This window comes from Sinorhizobium arboris LMG 14919 (genome assembly GCF_000427465.1).
Lineage (GTDB): Bacteria > Pseudomonadota > Alphaproteobacteria > Rhizobiales > Rhizobiaceae > Sinorhizobium > Sinorhizobium arboris.
In genome coordinates, this window is sequence record NZ_ATYB01000014.1 from 906,279 (window position 1) to 923,045 (window position 16,767).

The window sequence follows — 16,767 nt, forward strand, 5'->3', positions numbered from 1 at the left end:
CCATAATGGCGATGTCAATGTTCGTACTGCGTGAACGACGGATCGGCGAGGTCCGAGAAACGCGTGAATTCCGACTGGAAGGCTAGCTTGACGGTGCCCGTCGGCCCGTGGCGCTGCTTGGCGATGATCACGTCGGCCGTGCCCTTCACCTTCTCCATCTGCATCTTCCACTCCTCGTATTTCGGATCGAACTCATCGCGCGGTTCCATGTTCTTCACGTAATATTCCTCGCGGAACACGAAGAGCACGACGTCGGCGTCCTGTTCGATCGAGCCCGATTCACGCAGGTCCGAGAGCTGCGGCCGCTTGTCTTCGCGGCTCTCGACGGCGCGGGAGAGCTGGGATAGCGCGATAATCGGCACGTTCAGTTCCTTGCCGAGCGCCTTGAGACCGGTGGTGATCTCGGTGATTTCCTGCACGCGGTTTTCGCCCGATTTCTTCGAGCCGGTCATCAGCTGGACGTAGTCGACCACCAGCACGTCCAGCCCGCGCTGCCGTTTCAAGCGGCGCGCGCGCGCGGCAAGCTGAGCGATGGAGATGCCGCCGGTCTGGTCGATATAAAGAGGCACCTTCTGCATCATCTGCGAGCAGGCGACGAGCTTCTCGAAGTCGGCTTCCGAAATGTCGCCGCGTCGGATCTTCGATGACGAGACTTCGGTCTGCTCGGAGATGATACGGGTGGCGAGCTGTTCGGACGACATTTCGAGGGAGTAGAAGCCGACGACGCCGCCGTTCTTCGCCTTGAAGGAACCATCCGGCTGGACTTCCGGGTCGTAGGAGGCGGCGATGTTGTAGGCGATGTTCGTGGCAAGCGAGGTCTTGCCCATGCCGGGTCGGCCGGCAAGGATGATCAGGTCCGAGCGCTGCAGGCCGCCCATCTTTGAATCGAGCGAGTGGATACCTGTGGAAATGCCGGAAAGATGGCCGTCGCGCTCGAACGCCTGCCCGGCCATGTCGATAGCGAGCGCCACCGCGTCGTTGAACGACTGGAACCCGCCATCGTAGCGGCCGGTCTCGGCGAGTTCGAACAGACGCCTTTCGGCGTCTTCGATCTGGCTCTGCGGCGGCATGTCGAGGGGCGCGTCATAGGCGATGTTCACCATGTCCTCGCCGATGGTGATCAACGACCGGCGGAGCGCCAGGTCGTAGATCGCGCGGCCGTAATCCTCCGCATTGATGATGGACACGGCTTCGGCGGCAAGGCGCGCGAGATACTGCGCGACCGTCAGGTCGCCGACCTTCTCGTCGGCCTTGAGGAACGTCTTCACCGTCACCGGGTTGGCGGTCTTGCCCATGCGGATGATTTCGCCCGCAATCTCGAAGATTCTGCGATGCAGGGGCTCATAGAGGTGCACGGGCTTCAGGAAGTCCGACACGCGGTAGAAGGCGTCGTTGTTGACGAGAATGGCGCCGAGCAGGGCCTGCTCCGCTTCCAGATTGTTCGGCGCCTCGCGATAATGCTGATCCGCCTGATCCTTGGCCAAAGGGGCGAGCTTTCGCGCTGCGTCGTTCATCGTGTTCCGTTTCCGCTTATGATCCCGTGAGGCACCCGGTTTGCTGACTGTTGCACGCCGCGTCTAGTGCAGCCACGCAACACTGGCGCGGCATCCAACCAGGCTGAACGCCTTTGCCCGCTGTTCGACTGATCCACAGGGGCACAAGGGAGAAGTTGCAAATAGATACATTCTCCCGCGCTGCTCGTTGACGCCGCGGCTATGGGTAAAACTAACTGATTCGCGCCTTCTCGTCCTCGCCTCGGCATCTTGAAAAACAGCGATCCTGGTACTGTCGAAGTTGATCTGCTTTAGAAATGAAAAAGCCCGGATCGCTGAGGATCCGGGCCTTTTCCTTGACGTCTGCTTCGCGACTTATTCTTCTTCGGATTCGATCTCGGCTTCCGGATTGAAGAAGTCTTCCGGCTTCAGGGCCTCTTCGTCGACGCCGTAGATGGCGTCGGCGGAGGTCAGGCTTTCGCCCTTGGCCTGGCGCTCGGCTTCTTCGGCCGAACGGGCGACGTTGACTTCGATCGCCACGTCGACTTCGCCGTGCAGGTGCAGGGTGACCTTGTGGAGGCCGATAGCCTTGATCGGCTGATTGAGGTCGACCTGGTTGCGGTTGATGTTGAAGCCTTCGGCAGCCAGCGTCTCGACGATGTCGCGAGCGGCGACCGAGCCGTAAAGCTGGCCGGTTTCGCCGGCGGAGCGGACGATGATGAAGGACTTGCCGTCGAGCGACTCGGCGACCTTCTGGGCTTCCGACTTACGCTCGAGGTTGCGGGCTTCGAGCGTCGAACGTTCGGCTTCGAAGCGCGCCTTGTTGGCGGCATTGGCGCGCAGCGCCTTGCCGAGCGGCAGCAGGTAGTTGCGCGCAAAGCCGTCGCGGACCTTTACGGTCTCGCCCATCTGGCCGAGCTTGGCGATGCGTTCGAGGAGAATGACTTCCATTTCGATTTCCTTTCACTTGGTTCGTTTGGTTGGTCAGTTCTTTTCCGTGGGCGTGAGTGCGATCGCGCGTCGCGTATCGGTCAAGCCGGACAGGAGGAAGAAGAAAGCCGGAATCGTGAAGACGAATACCGACAGGTAGGCGATCCACAGCACGGGAAGCCGCCAGGATTTGCCGCGCGTGCGAAAATGGAAAGAGGCAAAGCCCGAGAGCAGGAAGCCGGCGCCGAAGGTGCCGCAGACGAGCGCGCCGATCACGGCCGGCGCTCCGCCGAAAAAGGTGAGGATCAGACCCGCCAGGAAGACGAAGATGGCGTTGCGGTTCATTCGCAGCGAGGAGGGGATATCCTCACGCGGACGCAGCGCCTTGCCGGACAGCTGGACGATGCGGGTGGCGAGGTAATAGGCGGCGAACAGCATCAATACCCAGATTGCACCCTGCACGAGCGGCAGCGCCAGCGTGAATATCGACTTCAGCTGCGCGATCGCCGCGGCATCGGGATTGTAGAGCGGTTCCTGCGCCTTTACCGCCTCGACCACCATGTCGACCATGATATCCGAGACGCTCGAGTCGTATCCGACGATGTAGCCGACGATGATCATGCCGGCCGTGACCAGTCCGGCGAGATGCACGAGGATGTCGGAGAGCGGATACCAGGCGAGCGAGCCCTCGGGTCCGCCAAGTTCGGACGCCGGGCGTGCGAGATTGGAGAGGTGGCTGAGCCAGCCGGCCGGAACGAGCGTTACGACGACGATCAGCAATGCGAAATAGGATGAAACGAGCGCCACAGCTGATCCGCCCGCGACCACGATGGCGGCGAGGGCGGCGGCGTTCCCCCAACCGAGACCCGCAATCAGGATCGGCAGCGCGGAAGCGGCATAGAGAACGATCGCAAGAGACGACTGCGTGTTCGCGCCCATAGACAAGAGGGCGGCGGTAATGCCGGCGAGAGCGCCGGTCAGCAGCGATGTTCCGTTCCAGTTCTGCACTTTCGCTGTCCTGCTTGAGGCAGTTAGGGGCGGCCATCCGGCAATTGCCCCAACATGGGATTTGCGCGCCGTTCCGGCGCATTTTCCGATCCGCGCCCACCGCGGAAGGGAGGGATCGAGCCGCCCTTGAGAGAGCGCCTCGATCGGAGCTGGTTTCCGTTGAGTCAGCCGATCAACGGAGCGTCGGCCGCCTTACGAAACGATGTAGGGCAGCAGGCCGAGAAAGCGGGCGCGCTTGATCGCCTGGGCGAGTTCGCGCTGCTTCTTCTGGGAAACGGCCGTGATGCGGGACGGCACGATCTTGCCGCGCTCGGAAATGTAGCGCTGCAGAAGGCGAACGTCCTTGTAGTCGATCCGCGGAGCGTTTGCGCCCGAGAAGGGGCAGGTCTTGCGGCGACGGTGGAACGGACGGCGTACCGGAGCGGAAGAAACTTCAGCCATTTTCGATTATCTCCTAAAGCTTCTGTTTACGCGCGGTCTTCACGCGGGCGGCGCGGACGGTCGTCGCGGGGGCCACGGTCGCCACCTTCACGCGGGCCACGGCCTTCGCCGCGCGGACGGTCGTCGCGATCGCGCTTCTGCATCATCGCGGACGGGCCTTCCTCGTGCTTGTCGACGGCGATCGTCATGTAGCGCAGGACGTCTTCGTTGATGCGCATCTGACGCTCGACTTCATGGACGGCCGGTGCCGGAGCATCGATGTCCATGAGGACGTAGTGAGCCTTGCGGTTCTTCTTGATGCGGTAGGTGAGGGACTTCAGACCCCAGTTCTCGACGCGTCCGACTTTGCCGCCGTTCGCTTCGATCACACCCTTATACTGTTCGACGAGAGCGTCGACCTGCTGCGGCGTGATGTCCTGCCGAGCGAGGAATACGTGTTCATAAAGAGCCATTGTGGCTTGCCTTTCTTGCGTTAATCAGCCCGGACCTCGGCGGCTAAGCCTCAACGACTGTTCTTTAAGGCTCTCGAAAGCCGGCAAGAAAGTGTTGTATCGAGACGGTCGAGAGCGGAGACACGGGAGGCCGGAATGCCTTACATTCCTGGCGGCTTCCGAATTGAAAGCCGGCCCTCCGTTCAGCCACCAGCCAGAAGACCGGGCGTTTCGAACAGCGCGCTTATACGGATTTCCGGCTGAAATGCAAGCCGCTCTCGTCAGATTGGCGCGCTGCCCGTGCGCCATCGCAAAAGCAGCCGCCCGTCCGCCGGAACAAAAGCGCCCTTGCGCTGTTGAGTGGGCTTCCATCCATTCGGGAGAAGGATATGGCCCACTTCGATCCGAAGATGCAGGAGTGCATCGAGAATTGTCTTGCCTGTTATCGCGTCTGCCTTTCGACGGCGATGACTCATTGCCTCGAAGCCGGCGGCGAGCATACGAAACCGCCGCACTTCCGGCTGATGATGGCCTGCGCGGAGATTTGCAGGGACGCGGCACATTTCATGCTTCTCGGGACGCCGCATCATAAGCACCTGTGCGCTGAGTGCGCCGAAATCTGTGCGGAATGTGCGCACGATTGCGAGCGCATCGGCGACATGGCCGATTGCGTAGACGCCTGCAGGCGCTGTGCCGAAACATGCCGCCAGATGGCGGCATGAAACCGCCTCCCGAAAGGGAGGATGTGTCAGATCGGCGCAGGATAGAGCCGATGCAGGCGCCGGATGCCGTTCATCACATCCTGGGAGAGGGTGACGTCGGCAGCGCCGATGTCGTTCTTCAGTTGCTCCATCGACGTCGCACCTATAATGGCCGAGGCCATGAAGGGGCGGGTGAGACAGAAGGCGATCGCCATCTGGGCGGGCTCGAGGCCGTGTTCGCGGGCGAGTGCGGTATAGGCGGCGACGGCGGGCTCCTGATGCGGCGTGTAACGGCCGCCGAGGTCGCCGTTGATCGACAGCCGCGATCCGGCGGGTCTGGCGCCGTCCAGATATTTTCCGCTCAGGAGCCCTGCCGCCAGCGGCGAATAGGCCAGCAGGCCGATATCCTCGTGATGCGAAACCTCCGCCAGATCGAGATCGTAGCTGCGGTAGAGCAGATTGTATTCGTTCTGGATCGTTGCGACGCGCGGGAAGCCGTATCTGTTGGCGAGGCCGACCATCTTCATCGCGCCCCAGGCCGTATCGTTCGAAAGGCCGATCGCGCGGATTTTTCCAGCTTTCACCAGGTCGCCGAGCCTGTCCAGGATGGCTTTGAGGTCGGCGGCAACTTCCTCCTTGTCCTGCTGGAAGGGGTCGTAGGACCAGGCGTTTCTGAAGTGGTAGTGGCCGCGGTTGGGCCAGTGGAGCTGGTAAAGGTCGATATAGTCGGTTCTGAGCCGCTTGAGGCTGGCATCGACCGCCTCGCCGATACCTTCCGGCGTGATCGGACCGCCATTGCGGATGTAAGCACGGCCCGAGCCGGCGATCTTGGTCGCAACGATCACATCGTCGCGACGGCGGCGCGCGGCAAGCCAGTCGCCGATGATGCGCTCGGTTTCGCCGTAGGTCTCCGCTGAAAGCGGCGTAGTCGGGTAGAGCTCGGCCGTGTCGATGAAGTTGATGCCACGGTCGAAAGCATAATCGAGCTGTTCGTGGGCTTCGGCCGGCGTGTTCTGCGAGCCCCAGGTCATCGTTCCGAGGCAGATGGACGAGACCTGTATGCCGGTGCGGCCGAGTTTGTTGTAGCGCATGTGACGTTCCTCGCGGGGCGGTTCGCGCCCTGGGAGGAAGGCGCTCCGCCTTGGAAATGACGGGTAGGCGCCGCAGCCCATGAGGTCTTTGGGGCGCGGTGGCAAAGCGGGGCAAACTTAAGCCTTGATAGGCGAAGATCAAGGGCAAAAGGCCGGTAAGCAACCGGTCAAGCGCGGCTCCGCGCTTGACTTGCGGTTCAGGAATGTGAATGGAGGGAAAAACGCGGGGCCGGCAGCAAAGGTCCGTGGCGGTTCACCCGCACCCGCTCGAAGAATATAATCGATCGCGGCTGTTGGCTTGCTTCGAACCAGCCGCGATCCAGGGAAGGGCACTCTTGATGAGCATCGCATTCACGTTCCCCGGCCAGGGCAGTCAGGCCGTCGGCATGGGCAAGGATCTGGCCGAAGCCTTTCCGGAGGCTTCAACCGTCTTCGCCGAGGTCGACGAGGCGCTCGGTGAAAAACTTTCCGACATCATGTGGAATGGACCTGAGGAGACGCTGACCCTGACGGCGAATGCGCAACCGGCGCTGATGGCGGTGTCCATGGCGGTGATCCGCGTGCTCGAGGCCAAGGGCCTCGACCTCAAGAGCAAGGTTTCCTTCGTCGCAGGCCACTCGCTCGGGGAGTATTCGGCGCTCTGTTCCGCCGGTACGTTCTCGCTCGCCGACACGGCGCGCCTTCTGCGCATTCGCGGCAATGCGATGCAGGCTGCCGTTCCTGTCGGCAAGGGCGCGATGGCGGCCATCATCGGTCTGGAGCATGCCGATGTCGACGCGATTTGCCGTGAGGCGGCATCGCTCGGCTCGTGCCAGATTGCAAACGACAACGGTGGCAGTCAGCTGGTGATCTCAGGCGAGAAGCCGGCCGTAGAGAAGGCGGCGGCGCTAGCTTCGGAAAAGGGTGCCAAGCGCGCACTGATGCTGCCCGTGTCCGCCCCCTTCCATTCGTCACTAATGACGCCTGCGGCGGAAGCCATGCGCGAGGCGCTCGCGGCGGTCGAGAAGCGCGACCCGGTGGTGCCGGTCGTTGCGAACGTGCTTGCCGCGCCTGTGAGCGATGCTGGCGAGATCGCGCGCCTGCTTGTCGAGCAGGTCACCGGCCAGGTGCGTTGGCGTGAGACGGTCGAGTGGTTTGCGACCAATGGCGTGACGACGCTTTACGAAATCGGCTCGGGCAAGGTCCTGACGGGACTTGCCCGGCGGATCGACAAGACCGTCGCCGGCACTGCGGTCAGTTCGCCCGCCGATATCGACGCTGCGCTTGCCGTCCTCTTGGCCTGAGCGCCCTATTGTAAGGAGAAATCCATGTTCGATCTTTCAGGCCGCAAGGCTCTTGTTACCGGCGCTTCTGGTGGTATCGGGGAAGAAATCGCCCGCATGCTGCATGCCCAGGGCGCCGTCGTCGGCCTGCATGGGACCCGTGTCGACAAGCTGGAAGCGCTTGCCGGTACCCTCGGCGAACGGGTTCACATATTCCCGGCAAATCTCTCCGACCGCGCGGAAGTCAAGGCGCTCGGAGAAAAGGCGGAAGCCGATCTCGGCGGCGTCGATATCCTTGTCAACAATGCCGGAATCACCAAGGACGGACTCTTCGTCCGTATGAGCGACGAGGACTGGGATAACGTCATCGAAGTCAATCTCACGGCCGTCTTCCGCCTGACGCGCGAGCTCACGCATCCGATGATGCGCCGCCGCTTCGGCCGCATCGTCAACATAACTTCGGTCGTCGGCGTCACCGGCAATCCGGGGCAGGCGAATTACTGCGCCTCTAAGGCCGGCATGATCGGCTTCTCCAAGTCGCTGGCGCAGGAAATCGCCACCCGCAACGTCACGGTCAACTGCGTCGCACCGGGCTTCATCGAAAGCGCGATGACCGGCAAGCTGAACGAAAAGCAGAAGGAAGGGATCATGTCCGCGATCCCGATGCGGCGGATGGGAAGCGGAGCGGAAGTCGCCTCCGCCGTGGCCTACCTTGCCTCGAACGAGGCGGGATACGTCACCGGCCAGACAATCCACGTCAACGGTGGCATGGCGATGATCTGACGAAGGCCGGAATGCGCGATTCGGAGGTCCCGGCGCTGAGCCGCGGGCCTCCGATCAGCCTTTCCGCCTGTTTGTGCCAAATGCCTGAAATTCAATGTTGACCAAGGGAATGTCGGGCATTTTCGCACTTTGCGGCAGACTTAAACCGTGTTAATCGGGCCATGACTGCGCGCAGTCGACCGTTCCGGCCAGGTGTCCGGCAGCTCTTGCTGCCCTGGGTTTCCGCGGTTTCGGTTGGATGGATTGCCCGTTGGACCATCTTGGTCTATCAGGCGTGATAGAGTACCGGTGCCGGTAACAGCGCCGTAAAGAAACATAAGGTCGAGGAACTCCGACATGAGCGATATCGCAGAACGCGTGAAGAAAATTGTTATTGATCATCTTGGCGTCGACGCCGAAAAGGTCAGCGAAGGCGCAAGCTTCATCGATGACCTTGGCGCGGACTCGCTCGACACCGTCGAACTGGTCATGGCATTCGAAGAAGAATTCGGTGTCGAAATCCCGGACGATGCAGCAGATTCGATCCTCACCGTCGGCGACGCAGTCAAGTTCATCGAAAAGGCTCAGGCCTGATCTTGGCTTGAGCCATCGGCGGGCCGCACTCGCGGCCCGTTCAGCCCTGGGGAGTGGGCTGGCTCGCATTATTTACTGTGGGTTGCGATCAGCAAAGCGTCCCGCCTTTCCCTCTGGTCGTCACTGCTGCATGTTTCCTTGAATCAGTTCGTCCAGGGACAGAAACATGCAATGAAACACAAGGTTACAGCGAGCTTTGCGCGTCTTTCGCGACGCTGTAACGAGATTTGCAATACATGCACGGGTCGCGATCGTCGCGTGGTCCGGTCCGGCGGTTGAATTGAACAGTCAGGGTGGGTCACGGGTATGAGACGTGTCGTTATCACCGGTACCGGCATGGTATCTCCTCTGGGTTGCGGAACCGAAGTCAGCTGGTCGCGTCTTCTGGCCGGCGACAACGCAGCCCGCAAGGTCACCGAGTTCGAGGTCGAGGATCTTCCCGCCAAGATCGCCTGTCGTATTCCCTTCGGCGATGGCAGCGACGGCACGTTCAATGCCGACGACTGGATGGAGCCCAAGGAACAGCGCAAGGTCGACCCTTTCATCGTCTATGCGATGGCCGCTGCCGATATGGCGCTGGCGGATGCCGGCTGGAGACCGGAAAGCGACGAAGACCAGATTTCGACCGGCGTCCTGATCGGGTCGGGCATTGGCGGCCTGGAAGGTATCGTCGATGCGGGTTACACCATGCGCGATAAGGGCCCTCGCCGTATCTCTCCGTTCTTCATTCCCGGCCGGCTGATCAATCTTGCAGCTGGTCAGGTTTCCATTCGTCACAAGCTGCGCGGTCCCAACCATTCCGTCGTGACGGCCTGCTCGACCGGTGCGCATGCGATCGGCGATGCCAGCCGGCTGATTGCGCTCGGGGACGCGGACGTGATGGTGGCCGGCGGAACTGAATCGCCGATCTGCCGCATCTCGCTTGCAGGCTTCGCCGCCTGCAAGGCGCTCTCGACACAGCATAATGACACGCCTGAGAAGGCATCGCGGCCCTATGACGCCGATCGTGACGGCTTCGTCATGGGCGAGGGCGCGGGCATCGTCGTTCTGGAAGAACTGGAGCACGCCAAGGCGCGCGGCGCCAAGATCTACGCCGAGGTGATCGGTTACGGTCTGTCCGGCGACGCCTTCCACATCACTGCTCCGTCCGAAGACGGCGAGGGCGCTTACCGCTGCATGCAGATGGCCCTGAAGCGCGCGGGCATCACGGCCGCAGACATCGACTACATCAATGCCCACGGCACCTCCACGATGGCCGATACGATCGAACTCGGCGCGGTCGAACGACTGGTCGGAGACAGCGCGTCGAGGATCTCCATGTCCTCGACAAAGTCGGCCATCGGGCATTTGCTCGGCGCGGCCGGCGCGGTCGAGGCCATCTTCTCGGCACTGGCGATTCGCGACAATATCGCCCCTCCGACGCTGAACCTCGACAACCCTTCCGTCGAGACGAAGATCGACCTAGTGCCGCATGCCGCGCGCAAGCGCGAGATCAATGTGGCCCTGTCGAATTCGTTCGGTTTCGGCGGCACCAACGCGTCGTTGATTCTGCGCCGTTATACCGGTCATTGATCCCCGGGGGCACGCATTTCGAACGAGTTGGAAAGGTGAACGGAGTTCGGGCACATCTTCCCATTGCCGTCGAACCGTGATCCCGCTTTTTGCCGCAATGCTCACTACAAGCTGTCGCCGGAGTGGCTGCGACTCGGCGTCGCCACTCAGAGAGACTATGTTCGCGCAAGCCACATCTGGTAATTGTAGAATATCCATCGCCGGGCAGGCCGCTCTTTCACCGGAGCCACAGAGGCCGCCATAACATTCACTGGCCGCCGGTCTTAGCCGAAATTCGCACCGGCGGCGGTTGAATAGGGTTGCGAATTTCGGAATCGGGATAATCGTGAGCGACTCAAACGATAACAGCGCGGTGCAGTTCGGCCGCAATGAAACCGGGAGCAACGGGCCGATCATTCCGAAATCGGCCAACGAAGCGTTGCGCCCCGAAAAGGTCCCCCATCCGCCGAAGCGCTCGCGCAAGGCGCGCAGTCAGGTCGTCATCTTTCTCAACTTCGTCATGACGGTTGTCGTGTTCGTGGCGCTCGCGGCCGCCGGCGCCGTCTATTATGCGATGCACGAATATGAAGAGCCGGGGCCGTTGGAGGCGAACAAGAACTTCATCGTTCGAAGCGGCGCGGGCATCAGCGAAATTGCCAGCAACCTGGAGCGCAACGAGATCATCACCGACAGCCGCGTGTTCCGGTTCGTTTCGGAAGCCTATCTGAACAATGAGACGCTCAAGGCCGGGGAATATGAAATCAAGGCGCACGCATCGATGCAGGAGATCATGCAGCTCCTGAAATCCGGAAAATCGATCCTCTACTCCGTCTCGCTGCCGGAAGGTCTGACGGTGAAGCAGATGTTCCGCAAGCTTGCTGACGACCCGGTTCTCGTCGGAGATCTGCCGGTAGAGCTGCCGCCCGAAGGCTCCCTCAAGCCGGATACCTACAAGTTCACCCGGGGAACCGAACGCAACGAGATCGTCAAGCAGATGATCGCTGCCCAGAAGGCGCTGGTGCAGCAGATCTGGGAGAAGCGTGACCCGGACCTGCCGGTGTCGACCATCGAGGAATTCGTGACTCTTGCCTCGATCGTGGAAAAGGAGACCGGCCGCGCCGACGAGCGGCCACGGGTCGCATCCGTGTTTATCAATCGCCTGGAAAAGGGCATGAGGCTGCAGTCGGACCCGACGATCATCTACGGCATCTTCGGGGGCGAGGGCAAACCGGTCGACCGGCCGATCCTGAGGTCCGATCTCGATAAGCAGACGCCATACAATACCTACCTCATCAAAGGTCTGCCGCCGACGCCGATCGCAAATCCGGGCCGGGCGGCGCTCGAGGCCGTCGCCAATCCGTCGCGCACGCCCGAGCTCTATTTCGTCGCCGACGGCACAGGCGGGCATGTCTTTGCCGAGACGCTCGACGAGCACAATGCCAATGTGCGGCGCTGGCGCAAGCTCGAGGCGGAGAGGGCAGCAGAGGCGGCCAAGGCCACCGAGGCGGCCCAGGATGCCGTCACGCAGACGGGGACACAGCAATAATGCACGTCGCCGGAAACTGCGCAGCGGTATCGGGGTAACGACTGCACGAACGCTTCTCCGGAAGGGCTCCAGACCACGAGGATTTTAGGTCGGGTCGACCTGAAATCATGAGCGCGATCAATTCCGACAAGCCGAGACGCGGGCTGCGGGACGGACTGCCCCGCACACTTCCTTCATCCCGCTTCAGGCTCATGTGGACGAGCCCGGCGCAGCGCGGATATTCCTTGCGCAGTTCCGCGCCGTTGCCATAGTGCTTCCCACAAGGACAGTGTCGTGCCTGCCTCGGAGGCGCGGCCATCGCTGTGCTCTATTGAGCTCACTGCCGAACGGAGGAAAGAATGCCGCTCCAATCGATGACCGGCTTTGCCAGGAGAGAAGGGAGCAGCGGACGCTATCGCTGGGCCTGGGAGCTCCGTTCGGTCAATGGCAAAGGTCTTGACATGCGGCTTCGCCTGCCGCCGGGGCTGGAACGTCTCGAGCCCGATTGTCGACGCCTCGCCGCACAGCATTTCTCGCGAGGAAACCTCCAGGTCGGCCTTTCGCTGGGCGCGGCCGAAGCTTCGATCGAGGCCGTTCTTAACGAGGAAGCGCTTGCCGCCGTCCTGAAGCTTCGCGAGCGACTGGGCGATGTCATCGATCCGGCGCCGCTCAAACTCGATACGCTGCTTTCCATTCGCGGCATTATCGACTTCCGCGAGCCGGACGAAAGCGAGAACGAGCGCGCGTCGCGCGATGCGGAGATACTCGTCGGCCTGGAACAGGCGCTCGCCGATCTGCAGACGATGCGGGAGGAAGAGGGCAAGGCGCTCGGGCAGGTGCTGCTCGCGCAGGTGGATCGCATCGAGAGGCTGACGGCGACAGTCGAAGACGATCCGTCACGCAGCCCGTCGTCAATCGCCGACAGGTTGGCGCAGCAGGTTTCGATGATCATGGACAATGCATCCTCGATCGACCGGGAAAGGCTGTATGCGGAGGTCGCGCTGCTCGCCACGAAAGCGGATCTGCGAGAGGAACTCGATCGGCTGGGTTCGCATGTCGCGGCTGCCCGCGACCTCCTGACAAAGGGCGGGCCGGTCGGACGCAAGCTCGACTTTCTTGCACAGGAATTTAACCGCGAGTCGAATACAATCTGTTCGAAGTCGAATGCCGCGGCCGTATCCGCTGCCGGTATCGAATTGAAGGTCGTAATCGACCAGTTTCGCGAACAGGTTCAGAATCTGGAGTAGGATATGAAGCCGGCGACAGTTTCGCCCACCAAGATCGCTCGTCGCGGGCTGATGCTCGTGATTTCGTCGCCATCGGGCGCGGGAAAATCGACGATCGCGCGCAACCTGCTCGAAGCCGATCCGGAGTTGAGCATCTCGGTGAGCGTGACCACGCGCTCGCGGCGGCCGAGCGAGATCGAGGGGCGGCATTATTTCTTCAAGTCTATCCGTGAGTTCGAGGCGCTGCGGGCAACGGATTCGCTGCTCGAATGGGCCGAAGTGCACGGCAATTTCTATGGCACGCCGCGCGATGCCGTCGAGAAGGCGATGGGCGAGGGGCGGGACATGCTCTTCGACATCGACTGGCAGGGTGCCCAGCAACTGCAGGAAAAGATGGGGGGCGACGTGGTTTCGATCTTCATCCTGCCGCCGTCCATGGCCGAGCTGCAGTCGCGGCTCCACCGGCGCGCCGAAGATACCGAAGAAGTCATCGCGACCCGACTAGCCAATTCGCGCGCCGAAATCGAGCACTGGCGCGAATATGATTACATCGTTGTCAACGACGATCTCGACCGGGCCTTCTCCTCCGTCAGAGCGATCGTCGAAGCCGAGCGCCTGCGCCGCGACCGGCGGCCCGGCCTCTTCGAATTCGTCAACGGACTGCTGACGGAAAATCCCCTCTGAGCGCCGCGCGCTGCAGACGCGACCCGCCGGGTCCCTGTGAAGCACAGGGATAAGGGGCGAGAAGAGGGAGAACACCCCAACGCAATGCTGCGAGTGTGCGCTCAACTGCCGAGGCAGTTGGCCAATCGGCAAAATTCTTCGACGGTGAGCGTTTCCGCGCGACGTTGGGGGTCGATGTCCGCCTTTGCGAGCAGCGCCTCGCCGCCGATGGGCTTCAGGCTCTGGCGGAGCATCTTGCGCCGCTGGCCGAAGGCTGCCTGGGTAACCCTCTCAAGCGCGGCGGCCGAGCAGGGAATGGGAGCCTCGACGGGCTCGAGATGAACGACCGTCGAAGTCACCTTGGGCGGTGGCGTGAAGGCCTGCGGCGGTACGTCGAAGGCCAGACGCGCCTTGGTCCGCCAGCCGCAGAGGACGCCGAGCCGCCCGTAGTGGTCGTCATCGGCGCCGGCGACGATCCGGAGGCCCACCTCCCGCTGAAACATCAGCGTCATGGACTGCCAGAAGGGCGGCCAACGCCTCGGCAGCAGCCAGTTGACGAGAAGCTGCGTGCCGACATTGTAAGGGAGGTTGGCGATGATGCGCACCGGACCGTCGGCAAGCGCTTCGAAGTCCACCTTCAGCGCGTCGCCTTCGACAACGTCGAGCCTCCCGGGATAATGAGCGCCGACCTCGGCGAGTGCCGGCAGGCAGCGCGAATCGCGCTCGATAGCGATGACCTTCTTTGCCCCAAGAGCGAGAATCGCTCGTGTAAGGCCGCCGGGACCCGGGCCGACCTCGATGACCGTCACGTCCTCCAGCTGACCGGCAGTGCGCGCGATCTTCTGAGTGAGGTTGAGATCGAGAAGGAAATTCTGGCCGAGCGCCTTTTTCGCGTCGAGACCGTGACGCTGTATGACGTCGCGCAGCGGCGGCAGACCGTCGAGTGTCGCCATCAGCGCTTCATCCCTTCGGCATTGCGGGCAAGTTCCGCCGCAAGTCGCAGTGCCGCCAGAAGGCTTTCGTCGCGCGCGATCTCTTTTCCGGCCAGACTGAAAGCGGTCCCATGGTCCGGCGAGGTTCTGATGAAGGGCAGGCCGAGGGTGACGTTGACGCTGTCGTCGAAACCAAGCGCCTTGGCCGGTATCAACGCCTGATCGTGATACATGCAGATGGCGACGTCATAGGCCTCTCTCGCACGGTCGTGGAACATGGTGTCCGCCGGCAAGGGGCCGACGACGTCCAGCCCCTCGGCGCGCAGGCGGTCGACGACGGGCCGGATGGTGGCATCGTCCTCCCGGCCGAGTGCGCCGCCTTCGCCCGCGTGCGGATTGAGGCCGGCAATCGCCAGACGCGGCGCTGGCAGGCCGAAGCGGCTTACGAGGTCGGCTGCGGTAATCGTGCAGGTCTTGTAGATCAAATCCGGTGTCAGTGCCGCAGGAACGTCCTTGAGCGGGATATGGATCGTGACCGGAACGGCGCGCAGCTTCGGTCCTGCCAGCATCATCACCGGCAGCAGGGCGTCTACGCCCGTTGCTCGCGCGGCGAGATCAGCGAGATATTCGGTGTGGCCCGGGAAGCGGAAGCCTGCCTCGTAAAGCACCGCCTTGGCGATCGGATTGGTTGCGATGGCGGAAGCCTCGCCTGCCATCACGAGCCGGACGGCGGTGTCGATCGCATCGGTAACGGCGGAAGCATTCGCCGCGTCGGGGCGACCGGGAACGACCGGAGCAGGGGTGCGAACCGGCAAAACGGGCAGGGCATGCTGAAAGGCGGAGACGGCCCCGAGACAATCGGTCTCGCATATCGGCACCGTCTGACCCAGGAGCTTGGCGCGTGCGGCAAGCACCGCCGGATCGCCCACGTAAAGAAACGGCGGCGTCGGCCGGTCGGCCCGCTTCGCCCAGACGGAAAGGCTGATATCCGGACCGATTCCAGCCGGATCGCCCATGGTCAGGGCGACCGGTCCGATGCTCGTCTCGTTCATACTGGCTCGTTATTTGTTGACGATCTGCGCTTTCGAGCGCAGTTCTTCGAGGTATTTGGCGCTGTTCGGGTCTTCCCCGCCGGCCTTCTTCTTGCCGAGATCCTCGGCGCGGAAGACGATCTCGGCGGCGGCGTCATCGTTGACCTGACGCTTCTTGCAGATTGCCAGATATTCGACGCCCTTTTCGGTAACGCGCGTACCTGTCGTCATGCCGTCGCCAGCCTGCTCGACAAGCGGCTTCCAATCCTCGGGCAACTGCTGAGCAAGGATACGGCCGAGACTACGGATCGAAACGTCGCGGTAGTTCGCCGCAAAGGCTTTCGAGGTGTCACAGCCCGGAAACTTCGAGCGCGACGCATTGGCTTCGGCCTGCCGCTTCGCCGTGATGGCGCCGCGCTTCGCTTCTGGAATGACGAAGATGACCTGCTGCAGAAAATATTCCGTCGTCACCGGCTTGTTGCCGCCGTCCTGCATCATGCGCTTGACGAGGTCCCCGCCGGAAAGGCGGCTGCCGCTGCCGTAGCGGAAATTGACGAGGCGCGGCCAGCTCATCTGGACTGCGATATACTGCTTGAAATGGTCGACCCCGACGCCGGCCTGATCGAGGATCTTGCCGAGCTGCTCCGGCGAAAGCTTGTTCCCGGCGGCGAAACGGGCAAAGGCGGCATCTACCTCGTCTGTGCTGACGGACTGTTGAACGCGGGCGATCTCGGCGCGTTTCAATACCTCCTCGATGAGCTGCTGTTTCGCTTCGGCTGCGCCGCCGCTCTGCCGCTGAAGACGAAGGAAGGCGACCCGCTTGGCGACATCGCCGGAGGTGATCACGGTGCCGTTGACGACCACCTCGACCGTACTCGCCGCCATCGCGCGGGACGCCGTACCCGCGGCACCACTCAGCGCAACCGCCAGCGCAGCCGCCGAAAGCATCCTAACGATCGAGTTTTTCCCGCCCATCATCATTCCCCTGCTCGTTCTGCCTCCCGTTGCCGGCGGCCGTTGCCACACTGCCGACCTTGCTACAGCGACCCCGGAGCGTCCCGCAAGACGCACTGCGCCGTAGGTGTCAATGTGAGGCAAATGCATAATACATGCGGCCAAACAATGA

At 62.3% G+C, this 16,767-nt stretch carries 17 protein-coding genes; 8 read left to right on the plus strand and 9 right to left on the minus strand.

Annotated elements, in window-relative coordinates:
- Positions 1-14: 14 nt before the first annotated feature.
- From SINAR_RS0115420 to rpsF, 5 genes are all read right to left on the minus strand, one after another.
- A complete protein-coding gene (locus SINAR_RS0115420) occupies positions 15-1,514 on the minus strand; it encodes a replicative DNA helicase (RefSeq protein ID WP_027999938.1) in 1,500 nt (499 codons plus the stop codon).
- A 354-nt stretch (positions 1,515-1,868) separates the two neighbouring features.
- Positions 1,869-2,444, minus strand: a complete 576-nt coding sequence (gene rplI, locus SINAR_RS0115425; RefSeq protein ID WP_027999939.1) for a 50S ribosomal protein L9 — start codon at positions 2,442-2,444, stop codon at positions 1,869-1,871.
- Between the two features lie 33 nt (positions 2,445-2,477).
- On the minus strand, positions 2,478-3,431 hold the full coding sequence (locus SINAR_RS0115430; protein WP_027999940.1) for a YybS family protein: 954 nt from the start codon (positions 3,429-3,431) through the stop codon (positions 2,478-2,480).
- Positions 3,432-3,623: 192 nt separating this feature from the next.
- On the minus strand, positions 3,624-3,872 hold the full coding sequence (gene rpsR / locus SINAR_RS0115435; RefSeq protein ID WP_003531693.1) for a 30S ribosomal protein S18: 249 nt from the start codon (positions 3,870-3,872) through the stop codon (positions 3,624-3,626).
- A gap of 26 nt (positions 3,873-3,898) precedes the next feature.
- The gene (gene rpsF / locus SINAR_RS0115440; protein WP_027999941.1) at positions 3,899-4,324 is read right to left on the minus strand and encodes a 30S ribosomal protein S6; all 426 of its coding nucleotides are present in this window, start codon (positions 4,322-4,324) and stop codon (positions 3,899-3,901) included.
- 368 nt (positions 4,325-4,692) lie between these two features.
- On the opposite strand from rpsF, the gene SINAR_RS0115445 reads away from it, so the two are divergent.
- The gene (locus tag SINAR_RS0115445) at positions 4,693-5,025 is read left to right on the plus strand and encodes a four-helix bundle copper-binding protein (protein WP_027999942.1); all 333 of its coding nucleotides are present in this window, start codon (positions 4,693-4,695) and stop codon (positions 5,023-5,025) included.
- A gap of 26 nt (positions 5,026-5,051) precedes the next feature.
- Here SINAR_RS0115445 and SINAR_RS0115450 read toward each other — a convergent pair whose 3' ends face one another.
- Positions 5,052-6,095: an aldo/keto reductase gene (locus SINAR_RS0115450; protein ID WP_027999943.1), complete on the minus strand. Its 1,044-nt coding sequence runs from the start codon at positions 6,093-6,095 to the stop codon at positions 5,052-5,054.
- Positions 6,096-6,433: 338 nt separating this feature from the next.
- Here SINAR_RS0115450 and fabD point away from each other — a divergent pair, with 338 nt between their 5' ends.
- From fabD to gmk, 7 genes are all read left to right on the plus strand, one after another.
- On the plus strand, positions 6,434-7,378 hold the full coding sequence (gene fabD / locus SINAR_RS0115455) for an ACP S-malonyltransferase (protein ID WP_027999944.1): 945 nt from the start codon (positions 6,434-6,436) through the stop codon (positions 7,376-7,378).
- 24 nt (positions 7,379-7,402) lie between these two features.
- Complete coding sequence (gene fabG / locus SINAR_RS0115460) at positions 7,403-8,140, plus strand: 3-oxoacyl-[acyl-carrier-protein] reductase (protein ID WP_027999945.1); 738 nt, start codon at positions 7,403-7,405, stop codon at positions 8,138-8,140.
- Between the two features lie 336 nt (positions 8,141-8,476).
- Positions 8,477-8,713 (plus strand): acyl carrier protein, encoded by a 237-nt coding sequence (locus SINAR_RS0115465; protein ID WP_003531676.1) that lies wholly within the window; start codon positions 8,477-8,479, stop codon positions 8,711-8,713.
- Positions 8,714-9,019: 306 nt separating this feature from the next.
- On the plus strand, positions 9,020-10,285 hold the full coding sequence (gene fabF, locus SINAR_RS0115470; protein ID WP_027999946.1) for a beta-ketoacyl-ACP synthase II: 1,266 nt from the start codon (positions 9,020-9,022) through the stop codon (positions 10,283-10,285).
- Between the two features lie 325 nt (positions 10,286-10,610).
- Positions 10,611-11,810, plus strand: a complete 1,200-nt coding sequence (gene mltG, locus SINAR_RS0115475; protein WP_027999947.1) for an endolytic transglycosylase MltG — start codon at positions 10,611-10,613, stop codon at positions 11,808-11,810.
- 338 nt (positions 11,811-12,148) lie between these two features.
- Complete coding sequence (locus SINAR_RS0115480; protein WP_027999948.1) at positions 12,149-13,036, plus strand: YicC/YloC family endoribonuclease; 888 nt, start codon at positions 12,149-12,151, stop codon at positions 13,034-13,036.
- 3 nt (positions 13,037-13,039) lie between these two features.
- Positions 13,040-13,699 carry a guanylate kinase gene (gene gmk, locus SINAR_RS0115485; protein WP_027999949.1) on the plus strand — a complete coding sequence of 220 codons (660 nt, stop codon included), beginning with the start codon at positions 13,040-13,042 and terminating at the stop codon, positions 13,697-13,699.
- 101 nt (positions 13,700-13,800) lie between these two features.
- On the opposite strand, the gene rsmA is transcribed toward gmk, so the two are convergent.
- From rsmA to SINAR_RS0115500, 3 genes are read right to left on the minus strand one after another with little or no spacing between them, the layout of a single operon-like run.
- A complete protein-coding gene (gene rsmA, locus SINAR_RS0115490; RefSeq protein ID WP_027999950.1) occupies positions 13,801-14,631 on the minus strand; it encodes a 16S rRNA (adenine(1518)-N(6)/adenine(1519)-N(6))-dimethyltransferase RsmA in 831 nt (276 codons plus the stop codon).
- The gene (pdxA, locus tag SINAR_RS0115495; RefSeq protein ID WP_027999951.1) at positions 14,631-15,662 is read right to left on the minus strand and encodes a 4-hydroxythreonine-4-phosphate dehydrogenase PdxA; all 1,032 of its coding nucleotides are present in this window, start codon (positions 15,660-15,662) and stop codon (positions 14,631-14,633) included. Before pdxA ends, rsmA begins: the two co-directional genes overlap by 1 nt.
- Positions 15,663-15,671: 9 nt before the next feature.
- A complete protein-coding gene (locus tag SINAR_RS0115500) occupies positions 15,672-16,622 on the minus strand; it encodes a SurA N-terminal domain-containing protein (protein WP_027999952.1) in 951 nt (316 codons plus the stop codon).
- Between the last annotated feature and the right edge of the window lie 145 nt (positions 16,623-16,767).